Annotated in this window: 14 protein-coding genes; 12 read left to right on the forward strand and 2 right to left on the reverse strand. The window is 71.4% G+C overall.

Annotation, left to right across the window (positions count from 1 at the left end; all coding sequences use genetic code 11):
• Position 1: 1 nt before the first annotated feature.
• Positions 2-1,345, reverse strand: a complete 1,344-nt coding sequence (murA, locus tag B4N89_RS19030) for a UDP-N-acetylglucosamine 1-carboxyvinyltransferase (protein ID WP_078977040.1) — start codon at positions 1,343-1,345, stop codon at positions 2-4.
• A gap of 160 nt (positions 1,346-1,505) precedes the next feature.
• On the opposite strand from murA, the gene B4N89_RS19035 reads away from it, so the two are divergent.
• From B4N89_RS19035 to B4N89_RS19085, 10 genes are all read left to right on the forward strand, one after another.
• A complete protein-coding gene (locus B4N89_RS19035) occupies positions 1,506-1,892 on the forward strand; it encodes a hypothetical protein (protein ID WP_201260861.1) in 387 nt (128 codons plus the stop codon).
• A 5-nt stretch (positions 1,893-1,897) separates the two neighbouring features.
• Positions 1,898-2,455: a YqgE/AlgH family protein gene (locus B4N89_RS19040; protein WP_078977041.1), complete on the forward strand. Its 558-nt coding sequence runs from the start codon at positions 1,898-1,900 to the stop codon at positions 2,453-2,455.
• Positions 2,456-2,601: 146 nt separating this feature from the next.
• Positions 2,602-2,904, forward strand: a complete 303-nt coding sequence (locus B4N89_RS19045) for a DUF3039 domain-containing protein (protein ID WP_078977042.1) — start codon at positions 2,602-2,604, stop codon at positions 2,902-2,904.
• Positions 2,905-3,172: 268 nt separating this feature from the next.
• Positions 3,173-4,024 (forward strand): FAD binding domain-containing protein, encoded by an 852-nt coding sequence (locus B4N89_RS19050; protein ID WP_235618689.1) that lies wholly within the window; start codon positions 3,173-3,175, stop codon positions 4,022-4,024.
• Positions 4,021-4,599, forward strand: coding sequence for a (2Fe-2S)-binding protein (locus tag B4N89_RS19055; RefSeq protein ID WP_078977043.1), 579 nt, complete (start codon positions 4,021-4,023; stop codon positions 4,597-4,599). The genes B4N89_RS19050 and B4N89_RS19055 overlap by 4 nt, the downstream gene beginning before the upstream one ends.
• A 13-nt stretch (positions 4,600-4,612) precedes the next feature.
• On the forward strand, positions 4,613-6,784 hold the full coding sequence (locus B4N89_RS19060) for a xanthine dehydrogenase family protein molybdopterin-binding subunit (protein WP_235618690.1): 2,172 nt from the start codon (positions 4,613-4,615) through the stop codon (positions 6,782-6,784).
• Between the two features lie 216 nt (positions 6,785-7,000).
• Positions 7,001-8,410: an MFS transporter gene (locus B4N89_RS19065; protein WP_078977044.1), complete on the forward strand. Its 1,410-nt coding sequence runs from the start codon at positions 7,001-7,003 to the stop codon at positions 8,408-8,410.
• 500 nt (positions 8,411-8,910) lie between these two features.
• Entirely contained in the window at positions 8,911-10,692 is a 1,782-nt protein-coding gene (locus B4N89_RS19070) for a DEAD/DEAH box helicase (RefSeq protein ID WP_078977045.1), read from the forward strand.
• Between the two features lie 791 nt (positions 10,693-11,483).
• Entirely contained in the window at positions 11,484-12,155 is a 672-nt protein-coding gene (locus B4N89_RS19080) for an IclR family transcriptional regulator (protein ID WP_078979460.1), read from the forward strand.
• Positions 12,156-12,260: 105 nt separating this feature from the next.
• Positions 12,261-13,031: a YlbL family protein gene (locus tag B4N89_RS19085; protein WP_078977046.1), complete on the forward strand. Its 771-nt coding sequence runs from the start codon at positions 12,261-12,263 to the stop codon at positions 13,029-13,031.
• A 2,100-nt stretch (positions 13,032-15,131) separates the two neighbouring features.
• Here B4N89_RS19085 and B4N89_RS19090 read toward each other — a convergent pair.
• Positions 15,132-15,602, reverse strand: a complete 471-nt coding sequence (locus B4N89_RS19090; RefSeq protein ID WP_078977047.1) for an Lrp/AsnC family transcriptional regulator — start codon at positions 15,600-15,602, stop codon at positions 15,132-15,134.
• Positions 15,603-15,681: 79 nt separating this feature from the next.
• Between B4N89_RS19090 and B4N89_RS19095 the strand changes: the two genes are divergently transcribed.
• Positions 15,682-17,049 (forward strand): FAD-binding oxidoreductase, encoded by a 1,368-nt coding sequence (locus tag B4N89_RS19095; protein WP_078977048.1) that lies wholly within the window; start codon positions 15,682-15,684, stop codon positions 17,047-17,049.
• Between the two features lie 566 nt (positions 17,050-17,615).
• Positions 17,616-18,473 carry a helix-turn-helix transcriptional regulator gene (locus B4N89_RS19105; RefSeq protein ID WP_078977050.1) on the forward strand — a complete coding sequence of 286 codons (858 nt, stop codon included), beginning with the start codon at positions 17,616-17,618 and terminating at the stop codon, positions 18,471-18,473.
• Positions 18,474-18,682 lie beyond the last annotated feature (209 nt).

Here is an 18,682-nt window from a genome sequence, read left to right on the forward strand (position 1 = left end):
GCTAGGCGACGCTCTCGGCGACCCGCATCGGCAGCTCCACGCGGGCGCCCAGCGCCTCCAGCTTGGCCTGGAAGTCCTCGTAGCCGCGCTCGATCAGGTCGATGCCGGTGACCCGTGAGGTGCCCTCCGCGGCGAGCGCGGCGATCAGGTACGAGAAACCTGCCCGCAGGTCGGGGATGTCCAGGTCGGTGGCGTGCAGCTTGGCCGGCCCGGAGATGACCGCGGAGTGCTGGAAGTTGCGCTGGCCGAACCGGCAGGGCGTACCGCCCAGGCACTCGCTGTAGAGCTGGATCGTGGCGCCCATCTGGTTCAGCGCCGAGGTGAAGCCGAGCCGCCGCTCGTACACCGTCTCGTGCACGATCGACAGCCCCGTGGCCTGGGTCAGCGCGACCACCAGCGGCTGCTGCCAGTCGGTCTGGAAGCCGGGGTGCACGTCGGTCTCCAGGGCGATCGCGTTGAGCGGCCCGCCCGGGTGCCAGAAGCGGATGCCCTCGTCCTCGATCGAGAACGCGCCGCCGACCTGCCGGAAGACGTTCAGGAACGTCATCATGTCCAGCTGGCGGGCGCCGCGGACGTAGATGTCACCGTGCGTGGCCAGGGCCGCACAGGCCCACGACGCGGCCTCCAGCCGGTCCGGCAGGGCGCGGTGGTCGTAGCCGCCGAGCTTGGCGACGCCCGTGATCCGGATCACCCGGTCGGTGGTGACCGAGATGATCGCGCCCATCTTCTGGAGCACGCAGATCAGATCTATGATCTCCGGCTCCACCGCCGCGTTGGACAACTCGGTGGTCCCCTCCGCGCGCACCGCCGCGAGCAGCACCTGCTCGGTGGCGCCCACGCTGGGGAACGGCAGCCGCACCTTCGCGCCCTCGAGGCCGTTGGGCGCCTCGATGTAGAGCCCCTCGGGGCGCTTGGTGATCACCGCGCCGAACTCGCGCAGCACGCTCAGGTGGAAGTCGATCGGCCGGTCGCCGATCATGCAGCCGCCCAGGTCCGGGATGAACGCGCGGCCGAGGCGGTGCAGCAGCGGGCCGCAGAGCAGGATCGGGATCCGGCTGGAGCCGGCGTGCGCGTCGATGTCCGCGACGTTGGCCTGTTCCACCTGGGTGGGGTCCATCAGCAGTTCGCCGGGCTCGTCGCCGTCGCGCACCGCCACGCCGTGCAGTTGCAGCAGGCCCTTGACGATGCGCACGTCGCTGATCTCCGGGACGTTGCGCAGTCGGCTCGGCGCCTCGCCCAGGAGGGCGGCCACCATCGCCTTGGGCACCAGGTTCTTGGCCCCCTTGACCCGAACCTCGCCTTCCAGCGGGGAACCGCCGTGAACCAAGAGCACGTCGTCTTGCATGAATCCTCGCACTTCTGTGGGTGCCGGAACCGACAGGGAAGATGGGCCGACAGCGCTACACGGTAGTCGGATCCGCACCGGTCCCGTGGCGGGTTGTGGTGCCGACGAGGCCCGGGGAACCCGGGGAAAAGCGGCGTCGTGCCGTGGACGAGGAGTGCGGATGGCCGGGGGAACATGGGGCGGCAGGCTCGCGTACTGCGCGTTCGCGGCGGCGGTGCTGGTAAATCTCTACCTCCTGTTCAATCCCGGCAGTCCGGGTGACCCGGCGCCGTTCGTTCCACATCGTGACAAGATCGTGCATTTTCTCTCCTTCGCCGCCATTGCCTGGACGGGTCGGCGTGTCGGAATCGGTGCGCTGCCGCTCGGCGCGCTGCTCGTGGGGCACGCGGTGGAGAGCGAACTGGTCCAGCACTTCCTGCTGCCGCACCGCAGCGGCGATCCGTGGGACGTGCTCGCGGACGTGTGCGGGATCGGCGCCGGCCTCGCCCTCGCCGGCCGACTTCCTCGCCGGGCGGCGCACCCTGACGCGGCGGTTGCGGGATCATGAGCCCTATGACCGAGGTATCGCTCACCGGACGCCTGCTCGTGGCCACGCCCGCGCTGGCCGATCCGAACTTCGACCGGTGTGTGGTCTTCCTCCTGGAGCACGACGAGGACGGCACCCTCGGCGTGGTGATCAACCGACCCAGCCCGGTGGACGTCGACGACGTGCTCGTGCCCTGGTCCAAGATCGTCAGCGAGCCGTCCGTGGTGTTCCAGGGCGGGCCGGTCGCGATGGACTCGGCGCTCGCCATCGCCTCGGTACCGGGCGGCGCGGAGCCGCTGGGGTGGCGTCGGGTGCACGGCGGTCTCGGGCTGGTGGACCTGGACGTGCCGCCGGAGCTGGTGGCCGCCGACTTCGGGTCGATGCGGGTCTTCGCGGGCTACGCGGGGTGGGGTCCCGGGCAGTTGGAGACCGAGCTGCGGTCGGGCGCGTGGTACGTGGTCGACTCCGAGCCGGGGGACGCCTTCACGCCGACGCCGGATCGGTTGTGGCGGGCGGTACTGCGGCGGCAGGTGGGCGAGTTGGCCATGGTCGCCACGTACCCGGAGGACCCGACGTTGAATTAGCGCGGTCGCCAGGGTGGTGGGCGGGCCGGCCGTGGGTGTGCTCGGTGGGGTGGTCGTGGGTGTGGCCGACGGCGCGTCGCCGGTGTGCTCGGCGCTCGTGCGCACGCGCCGATCGATGCGGCCGGCGTCTGGCTATCCTGGTGGGTATGACCACTCCCCAGAGCTTCCCGGAGCCGGAGCACGGGACGGGCACCGGCACGCTGATCGAGGAGACGCCGAAGCTCTCCCACGGCGACGGTGACCACGAACGCTTCGCGCACTACGTCCAGCGCGACAAGATCATGGAAAGCGCGATGTCCGGGAGCCCGGTCATCGCTCTTTGCGGGAAGGTCTGGGTGCCGGGTCGCGACCCGAAGAAGTACCCGGTCTGCCCGATGTGCAAGGAGATCTACGAGACCATGCCTGCGGGCGGGTCGGGTGACAAGGACAAGAGCGGCGGCAAGCAGTAGCGGTAGTGGCGGCGGCAGTCGCTGAGGTGTGCTGGGGGCGTCGGCCGGTTCGGTCGGCGCCTCTTTGCGTGGTGCGTGGTGCGTCGTGTGGGTGGGTGGTCTCGGCCGGGTGGGTGGCGCCGGTCTGGTCGGGTCGGGATGTGACTCTCTGTTCATCCGATGTGTTTGGGTTCCGGGGCCCGGTTCACCGGGTGGGGTTTCGGCTTGGCTCAAATCTCGGCCGGGTCCGCTCGTTTCGTGGCCGCGTGGCAATAGGGTGGGCGGCGCTGTGGACGCGACGATCTTGATGCCGTTGTCGCTCGACGAGGCCGTGGACGCCCTCGCGCGCGATCCCCGGGCACTGCCGGTGGCCGGGGGGACCGACCTCATGCCCCGTGTCAACGCCGAACTGGTGCGACCGTCGGCCCTGGTGGGCCTGGCGAAGGTCGCCGACCTGCGGCGATGGGGTTACGAGGACGGTTTCGCCATGCTTGGCGCCGGGCTCACCTGGGCCCGGCTCGCGGACGCGGACCTGGCCGCGCTCGTCCCGGCGCTGGCCGCCGCCGCCAACGAGGTGGGCACCGCGCAGGTCCGCGCGATGGGCACGCTCGGCGGCAACATCCTCGCGAGCGGCCGGCCCGCCGACTCGCTGCCCGTACTCGCGGCCCTGGAGGCCACCGTGTCGTGCCGTTCGCCCGGCGGGGTGCGCGAGGTCGCACCGCACCTGCTCGAGCCCCGGTCCGGTCCGATCGCCGAACAGCTTTTGCGGCCGGGGGAGTTGATCACCGGCGTGCGGGTGCCGCTGCTGCGCGGGGTGCAGGAGTTCGTCAAGGCCCCGGTGGGCGCGGGCCGCCATCTGACCCTGGCCCTGGTGGCCGGACCCGTGGTCGGCGACGTGCGGTGCGCGGTCGGCGGGGCGCACCCCGGGCCGGTGCGCGCGTTCGGGGCCGAGCAGTGGTTGGCGGGGCGGATGGACGCGCGCACCGGGCGGCTCGCGGACGCGCGCGACGCGGCCGACTTCGGCCGGCTCGTCGCCGACGAGGTGCGCCCCGAGGCCGAGCAGCGGGCCGCCCGCGCGCATCTGCGGCACGTGGTCGCGGTGTGCGCGCGGCGCGCGGTACAACGGGCGTTCGGCGGATGAGCGGGCCCGGATTCGGGGACGCCCTCGGGGGCGACGCGACCCCGACGACGTCGTACGTGCTGCGGGTCAACGGCGAGGCCCGGCTGATCGAGAACGCCTGGATCGGCGAGAACCTGCTGTACGTGCTGCGCGAGCGGCTCGGCCTGCCGGGCGCCAAGGACGGCTGCGGGCAGGGCGTATGCGGCACCTGCACCGTGCAGGTGGACGGGGTCGCGGTGGCCGCGTGCCTGATCGCCGCGGCCACGCTGGGCGATCGTGAGGTCCGCACCATCGAGGACCTGGACAACGACCCGGAGACCGCCGGCGTACAGCGCGCGCTGATCGAGGCCGGCGCGGTGCAGTGCGGGTTCTGCGTGCCGGGTGTGGTCGCGTCGGTGTGCGCGCTGCTGGCCCGGGTGGCGGAGCCGAGCGAGGTGGAGATCCGGCGGGCGCTCGACGGGCATCCGTGCCGATGCGCGGGGCCGCATCCGATGGTGGACGCGGTGCGGATCGCGGCGCGCCGGCGGGTTCCGCGCGAGACCCACTCGACGATGATGTTCAACGTGATAGCGCCGCCGTCCGGCGGCGCCGAGTGAGCGGGCGGAACCGGTGATCGGCGAGTCCGCGCCGCGTCCCGACGGTGACGCCAAGGCCCGGGGGCGGTTCTCGTACACCGGCGACCTGTGGGCGCCGGGGTTGCTGTGGTGCGTGCTGGTGCGCTCGCCGCACCGGCACGCGCGGATCCTGGGCGTCGACGCCGGAGCGGCCTACGCGGTGCCGGGGGTGCGCGGCGTGGTCACCGCCGCCGACCTGCCCGCGGGGGCGTGTCACGGGGCGATCGTGGCGGATCGGCCGGTACTGGCCGACGGCGTGGTGCGGTTCGCCGGGGAGGCGGTCGCGGCGGTGGCGGCGGAGACCCTGCAGGCGGCGCGGGCCGGCGCCGCGGCGGTGCTCGTGTCGTACCAGCCGCTGGAGCCGGCCGTCGACCCCGAACACGCCTTCGCCGGGCCGCCGTTGCATCCGGACGGGAACGTGCTGCGGCACATCGCGCTGCGGCACGGGCGGCCGGTCAGGGTGCGCCGGGACGGTACGCCCGTGGAGGAGGTGGTGGTCGAAGGGCTGTACGAGGTGCCGGTGCAGTATCAGGCCAATCCGGCCACCGACGCGGCGCTCGCGCTGCCCTCGCCCGACGGCGGGGTCGAATTGCACGTGGCCACGCCGTATCCGCACGCGGACCGCGATCAGGTCGCCGAGTGTCTGGGGCTGCCCGCCGGCATGGTCCGGCTGATGCCCACCGGCGCGGGCGGCTCCGGGGGCAGCCGCGAGGACGTCGGACTGACCACCGTGGTGGGGCTGTTGGCGCTGCGGACGGGGCGGCCGGTCAAGGCGGTGCTCGATCGGGACGAGTCGCTGCGCGCGGGCGGGCATCGGCACGCGGCGCGGATGAAGTACACGCATCGGGCGGACCGGGACGGCCGGCTGCTCGCGGTGGAGGCGCAGATCATCCTGGACGGCGGCGCGTACGCCGGGGTGTCGGCGGAGGTGGTCGGGCGGCTGATCGGGTGTGCGGCGGGGCCGTACATGGTGCCGTACGCGGCGGTGGACGCGTGGGCGGTGCGGACCAACAACGCGCCGGCCGGGGCGATGCGGGGGCCGGGCGCGGTGCAGGTGTGCTTCGCGCACGAGGCGCAGATGGACAAGCTGGCGGACGCGCTGGGGATGGACCCGGTGGAGCTGCGGCTGCGCAACGCGCTGAGCAGCGGGACGATGTTGACGACGGGTCAGGTGCTGGACGGGCCGGTGCCGGTGGGGGCGGCGTTGCGGGCGGTGGCCGAGGCCGCGCCGCCGGCGGCGCCGCCCGCGCCGGGGACGTTGCGCGGGACGGGGTACGCGGTCGGGCTGATGCCGCTCCTGGGGATCGAGGGGGCCGACGAGTCGTCGACGGCGACGGTGCGGCTCGACGGCGGGGTGGTGACGGTGACGTGCGCGGCGGTCGAGGTCGGGCAGGGCTTCGTGACCCTGGTGCGGCAGATCGTCCACGAGGTGCTGGGGGTGCCGGACGCGATCGTGCTCCAGGCCGGGACCGCGCTGCCGACGGCCGGGGCGCCAGGGGTGGGGCGGCACACGTGGCTGACCGCGGGGGCGGTGGAGCAGGCGGCGCGGGAGATTCGGGAGCGGCTGTTGGCGCCGGTGGCGGCGCGGTACGGGATGACGGCGCGGTTGCTGGATGTGCGCGACGGGCGGATCCGGTCCTACGACGGGCTGATCGACCTGCCGGTGGACGTGATGTACGAGGACACGGCGACGGTGACCACGGCGGGCGCGTGTCGGGCGCCGAGCACGGAGCCGTTGGACGACGCGGGGCAGGGCAACGCGTATCCGGCGGTGGCGTTTTCGGCGTGTCGGGTGGTGGTGGACCTGGATCCGGAGTTGGGCACGATCCGGGTGGTGGACGTGACCGGGGCCTACGACGCGGGGCGGGTGCTGGATCCGGCGCAGGCTCGGGTGCGGGTGGAGAGTTCGGTGGCGATGGGGGTGGGGCTGGCACTGACGGAGGACGCCGAGGCGGTGTGGGCGCCGCCCGGGCCGTGGGACGTGCCGTCGGTGCGCGTCGCCGCGTGGATCGAAGAGCCGCAACCGGGCGCCCCCTTCGGCGCGAAGGGCCTCGGCGACGCCGCGGTCGTCCCGGTCCCGGCAGCGCTGGCCGCAGCCGTCCGCGACGCAACGGGCCTGGAAATCCCCCGCCTCCCCATGCGCCCACGAGACGTGGTGGCGGACTGACACCACCCGGAGAAACCCCCCACGAACAAACCCCGACCGCGCCTCCGGCCCGCATCGCGGTACACCCGGCGGCCCGCGCCTTCCCCCGTCGTGTCCGCTCCCGCATCGCCCGCCGCACGGGCGGTCGCACGCGTTCGCACGCCGGTCGGCGGGGTTGAGAAGGCGGGGCGATTGCATTGATAAGTAGGGCGATATGACAGGGCCTAGGCTGTCGCGGTGACAGCCGTAGGGGAGTCGAAGTCCGCGCGCCGGGACGCCGCGAAGTCCGACGATCGGGAGCCCGGGGTACTGACCCGTCCCTATCGCCACCTCACGCTCGGGATCGTGTCGGTCGTGCTGCTGATCGCCTTCGAGGCGATGGCCGTCGGAACCGCGATGCCGGTGGCGGTCAAGGAACTGCACGGCGTGCCGCTGTATGCGCTGGCGTTCTCCGCCTTCTTCACCAGCAGCCTGCTCGCCATGGTGCTCTCCGGCGAGTGGTGCGACGCTCGTGGACCGCGACTGCCGCTGTTCGGGGGGATCGGGACGTTCGCGGCCGGCCTCGTGCTGGCCGGTACCGCACAGTCGATGTGGCCGTTCGTCGTCGGCCGGGCCGTCCAGGGCCTCGGCGGCGGGCTCGTGATCGTGTCGCTGTACGTGGTGGTCGGAAAGGCGTATCCGTCCACGCTGCGTCCGCGCGTGTTCTCGGCGTTCTCGGCGGCGTGGGTGCTGCCCTCGATCGTCGGGCCGCCGGTGTCCGGCCTGGTCACCGATCACCTCGGCTGGCGCTGGGTGTTCCTGGCCATCCCGGTGCTCGTCGTGTTGCCGATCGTGATGATGCTGCCGCAACTCGAGCGGATGACGGGCGAGCGGGACCCGGACGCGCGGATGAACCGGCGTCGACTCGGCGCGGCGGGTGGTGCCTCGGTGGGCGCGGGCATGCTGCAGTACGGCGGCCTGAACCTGGACGCGGTGGGCATACCGCTCGCGGTCGCCGGGTTCGCGCTGATGGCCGTGACGGTGCCCCGACTGCTGCCGCGGGGCACGTTGCGCGCGGGGCGCGGACTGCCGGCGGTGATCCTGTCCCGGGGCGTGCTCGCGGGCGCGTTCTTCGCGGTCGAGTCCTTCGTACCGCTCATGCTGACCAGCGAACACGGCCTGTCCCCGACCCAGGCCGGCCTGACCCTGACGGTGGGCGCGCTGTCCTGGGCGATCGGATCGTGGTATCAGGGCCGCTCGCCGCGCGAACGCCGCCCCGGGCTGGTCCGGATCGGCTTCCTGCTCGTGGCGGTCGCGATCGGCGGGGCACTGCTCGCCCTGGTCCCGGGCATGTCGCCCTACACGGTCACGGTGGGCTGGTTCTTCGGCGGCCTCGGCATGGGCCTGGCCGTCTCATCGGTGAGCGTCCTCACCCTCGACCTGTCCACCCCCGAGGAATCCGGCACCAACTCCTCGTCCCTCCAGGTTGCCGACACCCTGGGCAACATCGTTATGGTCGGCCTCGCCGGTGCCATCTTCGCCGCCCTCCACGAGGGCACCGGCAGGGACGCCGGTGTCTTCACCCTGATCTTCGCCATCATGCTCGTCACCGCCCTGCTGGGCGCCGTGCTGGCCCCGAGAGTTCGCCCGCCGCATCCCAAGTCCTGATCCGCCCCACCCGTGATCCGGGCCCGCTCGGGCCTGGCACCGGATCGACGCGGTGACATCCCCATCCGCCGGCATGTTGCGGGTCGTAACGAGACCGTCGAGTTGATCGGGTTTCGCGTTGTCGAGCACGACGTGCCGATCGACCCGGACGTTCGAACGGTGGACGAACTCATGGGAGTCGAATCGGTGGCTCGTGCGATGAGCGTGTCGTCCGATTTTCGGTTGACCTTTACCCTCGCTCCGGACCATCTCGAGTGCTGCCGGGCCGAGTTCGCCGCCGTCGATCCGGGGGCTTCGTCGCGACGCTCCCGGAATGGGGCGGTGCGGTGTCGGCAACCCTGCCGGGATTGCGGGCGGGGGCTGCGCCGCGTACCCGGAACCGGCACGCTGGTCGGGCTCTCGGGCAACGGTGGGGTCGTGTTCCGGGGAAGTCGGCGGGGGGTCGGGTAGCCTGAACGCTTGCCCTCGATCGATCCTCAGCCTGGAGCAGAGCCGTCGCAGTGAGTACCGCAGCCGCGTCCCATCTGTCCCCGGCCTTTCCGAACCGTGCCCCGTGGGGTACGGCGAACAAGCTGCGTGCTTGGCAGCAGGGGGCCCTTGATCGGTATTTGGAGCGGCAGCCTCGGGACTTTCTCGCGGTGGCCACGCCCGGTGCCGGGAAGACCACGTTCGCGTTGCGGATCGCCTCCGAGTTGCTCGATGCGCATGTGGTGCATCAGATCACCATCGTGGCGCCGACCGAGCATCTGAAGAAGCAGTGGGCCGAGGCCGCCGCGCGGATAGGGCTGCGGATCGATCCGAATTATTCGAGTTCGTCGGGGCCGGTCTCGCGGGAGTATCACGGCATCGCGGTCACCTACGCGGGTGTCGGCGTGCATCCGATGTTGCATCGGCGTCGGGTGGAGAACCGCAAGACGCTGGTGATCCTGGACGAGATTCACCACGCGGGCGACAGCAAGTCGTGGGGCGAGGCGTGCATGGAGGCGTTCGAGCCGGCCACCAGGCGGCTCGCGTTGACCGGTACGCCGTTTCGGTCGGACATCAACCCGATTCCGTTCGTGGCGTACGAGGAGGGCAAGGACGGCATTCGGCGGTCGTCGGCCGACTACACCTATGGGTACGGCCACGCGCTTTCGGATGGCGTGGTGCGGCCGGTGATATTCCTGTCCTACTCCGGCGATCTGCGCTGGCGGACCAAGGCCGGGGACGAGATCGCGGCCTCGCTCGGCGAGCCGATGACCAAGGACGCGATCAGTCAGGCCTGGCGTACCGCGCTGGATCCGCAGGGGTCGTGGATGCCGCAGGTGTTGCGGGCCGCCGACAAGCGGCTGGGCGAGGTGCGCAAGGCCGTCCCGGACGCGGGTGGGCTGGTGATCGCCACCGACCACGAGTCGGCTCGGGCGTACGCGCGGATGATTCGGGAGATCACCGGTCAGGGCGCGACGCTGGTGCTCTCCGACGATGCCGGCGCCTCGAAGAAGATCGAGGACTTCTCCGCCTCCGAGGAGCGCTGGATGGTCGCGGTGCGGATGGTGTCCGAGGGGGTGGACGTGCCTCGGCTGTCGGTGGGTGTGTTCGCGACGACGATCTCGACGCCGCTGTTCTTCGCCCAGGCCGTGGGGCGCTTCGTTCGGGCCCGCCGGCGTGGTGAGACCGCGTCGGTGTTCCTGCCCTCCGTGCCGACGCTGCTCCAGCATGCGAACGAGATGGAGATCGAGCGCGACCACGTGTTGGACCGCCCGAAGAAGGAGGGCGGGATGTACGACGAGGAGGACGCCCTCCTCGCCCAGGCCAATGCGCAGAAGGACGAGCCGGGACAGCAGGAGGAGTTCGCGTTCGAGGCCCTGGAGAGCGAGGCCCGGTTCGACCGGGTGTTGTTCGACGGCGCGGAGTTCGGCCTCCAGGCGCACGTGGGCAGCGAGGAGGAGCAGGAGTACCTGGGGCTGCCCGGGCTGCTCGAACCCGACCAGGTGCAGATGCTGCTGCAATCGCGGCAGGCCAAGCAGGTGGCCAAGAGCCGACGCCGGCCGGACCACGAGGCCGACCTGTCGGAGAAGCCGGCCGATCAGCGTCCGGTGGTGACGCATCGTCAGATGACCGCGATGCGCAAGGAACTCAACACGATGGTGGCCGCGTGGCACCACCGCACCGGGCAGACGCACGGGCAGATCCACAACGAGCTGCGGCGGGTGTGCGGCGGGCCGGCGGTGGCCCAGGCCTCGGCGGGGCAGTTGGAGGCGCGGATCGGGAAGATCCGGGAGTGGGCCACGTCGGGGCGGTGAGCTTGGGGTCGGGTGGCGTGTTGAGGGGGCGGTGAGCCCGGGGATGGGTGGCGCGCCGAGGGGGTTGGTGAGCCCGGGGCCTTGCGGTTGATGAGCTCAAGTCCGAGCCGTTGCCGTTGCCGTTGGTGAGCCCGAGCCCGAGTCCGATTCCTTGCCTGAGCCGGAGCCTCGGCCCGAGTCCGCGCCTTCGCCCGAGCCCGCGCCCGAGCCCGCGCCCGAACCGGAGTTTTCGCCCGAGCCCGAGCCCGTGCCGAGTCGGAGTCTTCGCTGAGCTGAGTCGAGCCTGGTCGATAGGTGATCGATCCGGGCGCTGTCCTGCGATTCCGGGCCCATGGCGGCGGTCGGAATTCTTTTGGTTTTGGTGATCCGACGGGTTCGGGGGCTGTGGGACGCACTGCGTCTGATCTCAGGGGTTGGGACGTGGTGTCCGTCTGGTGAGTACGGGGCTACCCGGATACCGCCTTGCGGGCAACGTGGCGAGGATCGCATGTTGTGGATTGGTTTATTTGTGGTTTGTGTCCTGATTCATCTGATATTTTAGCTGTCCGTATCTCGGATATCCGGTGCCAAAGCCTTCCCCTCTGGTTAGCGTGATCCTCTGACGCCTCGCACAGGAGAAACCGTCCTGCGTGGGCGTGGGAATCCGTTCGGCCTGCCCGCCGAATGGTGACGAGTACGTGTCCTGGCCCCATGACCTGGCGCCGCACAGCCTCGCGAATGTGGCGTTCCGTTCGGGGATCGAACGCCGCCGCTGGACGTAAATGCAACGTCACGCGAAGGGAGGGGGGCCGGTGGTCGCCGAGACGTCACAGACCCTGGACCGAGGACTCAAGGTTCTCGAACTGCTCGCCGATGCCTCGGACGGTTTGTCGGTGTACGACATCACCGCCGCGCTGGGCGTCAACCGCACCGTCGTCTACCGCATTCTCGCCACCCTTGAGCAACACGGCCTGGTCCGCCGCGACGAGAGCGGACGTACGAAGCTCGGCCTCGGTGCGCTGCAACTGGCCCGTCGGGCCCACCCGCTGGTCCGCGACGCGGCGGTGCCGTGTCTGCGTCGGCTCGCCGAGGAGACCGGGGCCACCGCGCACCTGACCATCGTGGACGGCATGGAGGCCCTCGTGGTCGCCGTGGCCGAACCCACCTGGACCGACTACCACGTGGCCTACCGGGTCGGCTCGCGGCACGCGCTGGACGCGGGCGCGGCGGGGTTGGCGATCCTGGCCGCGCGTCGGGTGATGGCCGGGCTGGACGGGCCCAGGTCCTATGTGTACGCCCCCGGCGACGGTCGGAACACGGTGCCGGGGATCGCCGCGGCGGTGCCGGATCTGGCGGCGGTGGAGTCGAGCGTCGGGATCGTCTCGCTCGGCAACCTGGACACCGAACGCCTGGGGCGTCGGGTGGCCGAGGCGGCGGCCGAACTGTCCAACGAACTGGGCGGCGTGCGGGTATCCGCGGCGTAGCTTCGGGGTCGGCGCGGCGCCGGCGCGGTACCTGTGGGCGGCCGCGGGGTCGGGGAGGCGAGTCCGGTACGGCGTGGGCAGTCGCGCCGTGTTTAATTGCCAAGCGTGGCCCGAACCAAGCTCACCCTGCCGGTGTCTCTGCTCCTTGTCGCGTGCCTTCTCGGCTTCGCGTTCCTGGTGCCGATGCCGTACGTCCTGATCACGCCGGGCTCGGTCGCCGACACGCTCGGGGACGATGGGGGACGGCCGGTGGTCGAGATCTCGGGGCCGGCCGCCGTGTACCCGACGACCGGGCACCTGTTGCTGACCACGATCCACGCGAGCGGTCGGAACGAGAAGCATCGCCTCGCATCGCTGCTTTCCGCGTGGTGGGACGAGGAGGAGTCGGTGGTGCCTCGGAAGTCGATCTACCCGGACGGCAAATCGGTCGAGCAGGTCGTCGAGACCAACGTCAAGGACATGGTCAAGTCGCAGGACAGTGCGACGGTCGCGGCACTTCGGTATCTGGGCAAGTCGCCGGAGGACGTCAAGGTCACGCTGCACCTGTCCGATGTCGGCGGGCCGAGTGCCGGGCTGTTCTTCGCGCTGGGCATCGTGGACAAGATGACCGAGGGGCAGCTGACCGGCGGGCGGACGATCGCCGGCACGGGGGCGATCGACACGAGTGGCAAGGTCGGCGAGATCGGTGGGTTGCCGATGAAGCTGTTGGCGGCGAAGCGGGCGGGGGCGACGGTGTTCATCCTGCCGAAGGGCGAATGTGGCGAGGCGGGGAGGGTGGGGAGTTCGGGGCTGAAGCTGATCCCGGTGGAGACGCTCTCGGGGGCGGTCGATGCGTTGAACGCGCTCAACACGGGGGGCAAGGTTCCGTCGTGCTGACGCCTTTCGCCTCTAGCGCGGGCCGGGCCGGTTTGTCGTCTGGCTGACGTCGGGCGTTGGTTGGCTTTCTTGGCCTCAAGCGCCGGTCGGGCTGGGTGTGTTGTCTGGCTGGTGTTGGATGTCGGTCGGCTTTTCGGGGCTTGGGTGTATGTCCCCGAGGTTTGCGCTTTTGGTTGCGGGCCGGCCGGTGCGGGGTCTGTTCGAGTCGGTGGTGGCCGCTGTCGGCGTTTGGGGCCCGGGACGGTGGGTTCTCGGCGAGGCGGGTGCGTTGGTCGGCGAAAACCGTCGGCAGCGGGGGAGTGGGAGGGCGGTCGGGTCGGGTTCCCCGGGGTGCCTTCCCGAGGCGGTCGGGCGTTCGCGGCGCGCGTTGTGCGTTGTGCGTTGCGCTGCGAAGGCTGGTGCGGGGTTTGGCCGAATCGGGTGGTGGGCCGCCGCCGGCGTTCGGGGCTCCGAGATGAGGGTTCTAGGTGAGGCGGATGCGTTGGTCGGCGAAAACCGGCCGGCAACGAGGGCAGGGGGCGCTCGGGTTGAGTTCGCCGACGAGCGTTCCCGGGTCGGTCGGGCGTTTTCGGCGGGCATTGCGCCTTTGGCTCCGTGTGGTTGGTTCGGGGTTTGGCCGAGTCGGTGGTAGGCCGCCGCCGGCGTTCGGGGCTCCGAAAGTCGGGCTTTCGGCGAGGTGACCGCGTTGGTCGGCGTAGACCGGCCGGCAGCGGCGGGTGGGGAGACGGGTCGGGTCGAATCCTCCGGGGAGCCTTCGCGAGCGGGGCGGGTGCTTTCGGCGGGCGGTGGCATGTGGGTGACGAGGTTGGCGAACCCGGATCGCGTGGGGTGCTGTTGACTCGATGTGGGAGAAAACTGCAGGTCGGCGGGGTCCGTGGCGGTTTCGAGTGCCTCGGGATCCGGCTTCGGCTTTCAGTGGGCACTTTTCGGTCTCCTTGGCGGCCTCTGTGAGGTCGCAGCGCCCGACGCTGGGTCTCTGACCGAGCGATATCGGCCTTCAGAGTGGCGTTGCGAGGGTCGGAGCGCACGAAACCGGCACTCGACGCCCGACTTTCCGCCCCGATCACGTAAAACCGCAGGTCATCGAAGCTCGAAGCCCACAGCCACCCGCCGAGATCCGGTTTCGAATCCCAGCTTCTCTCCCGACGCCCCTGAATCGCCCCGATCCACTCGGGAAGGGCCTCCGGAGGACCCAAACCGAACCGAACCCCTTCCCATCCCGCCGCTGCCGGCCGGGTTTCGCCGATCGATGTGCGCGTTTCGTCGAAAGGGCGGGTCTTGGAGCCTCGAACGCCGGTGGCGGCCCATCACCGGCTCGGACCAGCCTCGGACCGGCCGGCCACAGCCCGAGGCGCAAGGTGGGCCGTAAGCGCCCGACCCTTTCGGGAAGGTCCTTCGGGGAACCCGACCGGGCCGCCCTCCCGCTCTTCCGCTGCCGGCCGGGTTTTGCCGACCGATGTGCGCGTCTCGTCGAAAGGGCGGGTCTTGGAGCCCCGGGCGCCGGTGGCGGCCCACCACCGACTCGGACCAGTCCCGGACCGGCGGGCCGCAGGCCGGGGTGTGGCCTGCGGTGGGAAGTGCCCGGCCTCTTACATGGCAGGCGTCACGCCAGGCCGATTGCCGGGGTGGCATGGCCGGTGTTGGCCGGTGCCAGGGGGACGGCGCCGGTCGGCGACTCGTGTTGGATCCGGAGCGGGATCATCACCCGGTTCATCCTGATCCTGTGTGCGGTGTCCACAAGCTGTGGATCGACGTGGGCGGTCCGACGAACGTGTTGCGCACGATCGGGAGCAGTGTGTACGGCACCAGCGCGCTCACGGTCGGTGCGATGCCGAGGCGAACGACGGGAGGGTCGGGACGGGCGTGGGGGCACCGATCGCCAGGCGCGGGGCGAGCGCGCTGCAGTGGCGACCTACACGCACCGCGCCGGAACACAGCAGCGGAGTGCATCCAGGTTTCGATCCGGAACTGCTTGCGGCGAATGGAGTCCCGGAAGCTTGAGGCGGCCATTCCGGCCTCGTGGTGCCGGCCGTCGGCGGTTAGCGCCGGCCGTTGCCCGGGCAGCGCGCGATAGGCCGAGCGGGCTCGATCGTCATCCGCTCAGCCCTCCGTCACCGCGCACTCGACCAGCGGCAATACCCGATACGGCACCGGGTTCTCCATCGCGATCGTCGTGGAGGCGCGAACCACCGCGTCCAGCTCGACGATCCCCTCGATCACCTGCTGCAGATGCGCGTTGGAGCGGGCCACGATCCGGCACAGCAGGTCGCCCCGACCCGTGATCGTGTGCACCTCCAGTACCTGCGGCACACACTCCAGGTGTTTGCGCACGTCCCGCCCCTGCCCCTGGCGGATCTCCAGGGTCATGAACGCGGTCACCGGGAAGCCGAGCGTGGCCGGGTCCACGTCCGGCCCGAAGCTCCTGATCACGCCGGCCTCGCGCAGTCGGTCCAGGCGCGCCTGGACCGTCCCGCGCGCCACGGCGAGCCGGCGCGAACACTCCACGACACCGATCCGCGGCGTCTCCACCAACAACCTGATCAGCGCGGCATCCAACCGGTCGATCTGCACGGTGCCCTCCCTCGGGGTACTCGGTTCCCGGTGCCTACCCTGGGGCCATGGGCCATCCACGGCCACACCGGGAGGCAGCATGACGACCGACCTGATCGCGGCGCTGCGGGAGGAGCTACCCGCGCACGTCCTGGTGACGGACGCGGACATCGCCGCATCGTACGCGCGTGACATGGCCGGCCTGTGTGCGGCCGGTAACCCTGCGGTGGTGGTCCTCGCCGAGACGACCGAACAGGTGCGGCACGTGATGCGGGTGGCCACCCGGCTGCGGGTGCCGGTGGTCCCGCAGGGCGCCCGGACCGGGCTGTCGGGTGGGGCCAACGCCGTCGACGGCTGCATCGTGCTGTCGCTGGTACGGATGAACCGGATCCTGCGCATCGACCCCGTGGACCGGGTCGCCGTGGTCGAGCCGGGCGTGGTCAACGCCGACCTGTCCAAGGCCACCGCCGAGTTCGGCCTGGTCTACCCGCCGGACCCGTCCAGCTGGGAGACCTGCACGATCGGCGGCAACATCGGCACCGGCGCGGGCGGGCTGTGCTGCGTCAAGTACGGCGTGACCGCCGAGTACGTGCTGGGCCTGGAGGTCGTCCTCGCCGACGGACGTGTCCTGCACACCGGGCGGCAGACCGCCAAGGGCGTCGCGGGCTACGACCTGACCCGCCTGTTCGTCGGCGCCGAGGGCACGCTCGGCGTGGTCACCAGGGCCACCCTTGCGCTGCGCCCCACCCCGCCGCCCGCGCTGGTGACAGTGGCCCAGTTCGCCGACACCGCCTCGGCGGCCCGCGCGGTCTCCGCGATCATGGCGGCCGGGCACACGCCCTCGCTGATGGAGTTGATGGACGGCACCACGCTGCGGGCGGTGAACGCGCTGGCCGCCATGGGCCTGCCGGAACACAGCGCGGCGCTGCTCCTGATCGCCGTGGACACCTCGGAGCCGGCCGCCGAGTTGGCCGCGATCGAGGCGATCTGTACCGGGGCGGGCGCGTTCGAGGCGTTCACCGCCGAGGACGCCGAGGACTCGGCGATGTTCATGCAGGCCCGTCGGCTCGCGCTGCCCGCCTTGGAGCGGCTGGGCACGAGCATGATCGACGACGTCGCGGTGCCGCGCTCGCGACTGGGCGACATGCTCGACGGGGTGGCGGCGATCGCCGAGCGCCACGACACGGTCATCGGGGTGTGCGCGCACGCGGGCGACGGGAACACCCACCCGATCGTGATCTTCGACGCGACCGACCCGGCCGCGGTCGAGCGGGCCGGGCTCGCGTTCGACGCGATCATGCGACTCGGCCTGGACCTCGGCGGCACGATCACCGGCGAACACGGCGTGGGCATGCTCAAGCGGGAGTGGTTGGCGGAGGAACTGGGGCCGGTGGGCGTCGAGATGCAGCGCGGCGTCAAGGCCGCGTTCGACCCGCTGGGCATCCTCAATCCGGGCAAGGTGGTCTGAACGAACCGCGACCGAGGGGTGCCGCGGAGCAGTCGCTTCTCCTTCGGAAGTCCCGTCGACTGCTCTCGGGGTGGCATGCCCGGGGGGTACCTCGGGGTCCGGGTCGTCCTCGGGTAGTAGGCGTGATCGGCACTCCCGGCCGACGCCCGAATGGGGGTACGACACCTAGGTTTGGCTGTGTCGCCCCTGCTGGGGCACACGGTGTCGCTTCTCTCGGGGCGGACCGGGGTTCGTTCGGAGGTGGCGGTCGTGGAGAAGCGGGACAGTCGAGAGGTACGAGTCGCGGCAATCGCGCTGCGCCGCCGTCGACAGGCACGCGCGCAGGCCACCGCCCGCCTCGTCACCGCGATCCGCCGGGCCGCCTGAGCGGGTCCGCTTTCGATGTACGACCTCCGCCGCCGAGGCGGGGGTAGCCGCGCGCCGGCCGCGACCGCGGCGCGCAGGGGTGGGGCCGGTCGCGGGCGAGACCCCTTCGACCGCCGACCCCGGGGATGTCGTCCGGGGACTGCGGATCCAGGGACACATGGTCCCTGGATACCGCGCCGGCCAGGGCCGATGCTGAGGACATGAGCGATCGACGCGAACTCGCCGGCTTTCTGACGCGCGCCCGGGAGCGGTTGTCCCCGGTCGACGTGGGACTGCCCGACGGCTCTCGGCGGCGCACAGCGGGGCTGCGGCGCGAGGAGGTCGCTCGGCTGGCCGGGATGTCGGTCGACTACTACGCGCGGCTGGAGCAGAACCGGGGCCCCAACCCGTCGTCGCAACTGCTCGCCGCGCTGGCCCGCGCGCTGCGGTTGGACCGGGACGGCCGCGATCACCTCTTCCACCTGGCCGGGCAGGTGCCGCCGGGGCGCTCGTCGGGCCGCGACGCGCACGTGCCGCCGGCGATGTTGCTGGTGCTCGATCGGTTGTACGACGTGCCGGCGCAGGTGATCTCCGATCTGGGCGACGTCCTCGCGCAGAACACGATGGCGGTCGCGTTGATGGGGCCGGAGGTCGGGCGCAATCTGCTGGTGCGATGGTTCACCGAGCCGGGGTCGCGGTCGCGCTTCCGGGCGGAGGATGTCGACGCCGTTTCGCGTATGTACGTGGCCGATCTGCGGGCCGCGGTCGGGGGGCGGGCCGGGGATCCCCGGGCGGCGGCGCTGGTGGCCCAACTGTCGTCGGGGTCGGCGGAGTTCGTGGAGTTGTGGGCCGCGCACGATGTGGCGGTGCGGTGGTCGATGGACAGGACGATCCGGCATCCGTCGATCGGCGACATCACGGTGCGGGGCCAGGTGCTGGTCGTGGCCGAGGCGGATCAGCGGTTGATCGTGTACACGGCCGAGCCGGGGAGTCGGGCGGCGGAGCAGTTGGCGCTGCTTCGGGTCGTGGGCGTGCAGACCATGACGGCCTCGGCGGAGGCGGGCACGGGGCGGGATTGAGCCGAGCGGGCCGGGGTGGCCTGTGTCGGTGTTGGCCGGCCTCCGGCCCGGTTGTCCTCAAGCGCCGGACGGGCTGGTTGGGCTTGGGTCGACCGGTTGTGTGGGGCTTTGGGTTGGGGTTGCGCGTGTGGTGTGGGCCTGTGTCGGTGTTGGCCGGCCTCCGGCCTGGTTGTCCTCAAGCGCCGGACGGGCTGGTTGGGTTCTGGGTG

The organism is Embleya scabrispora (assembly GCF_002024165.1).
Lineage (GTDB): Bacteria > Actinomycetota > Actinomycetes > Streptomycetales > Streptomycetaceae > Embleya > Embleya scabrispora_A.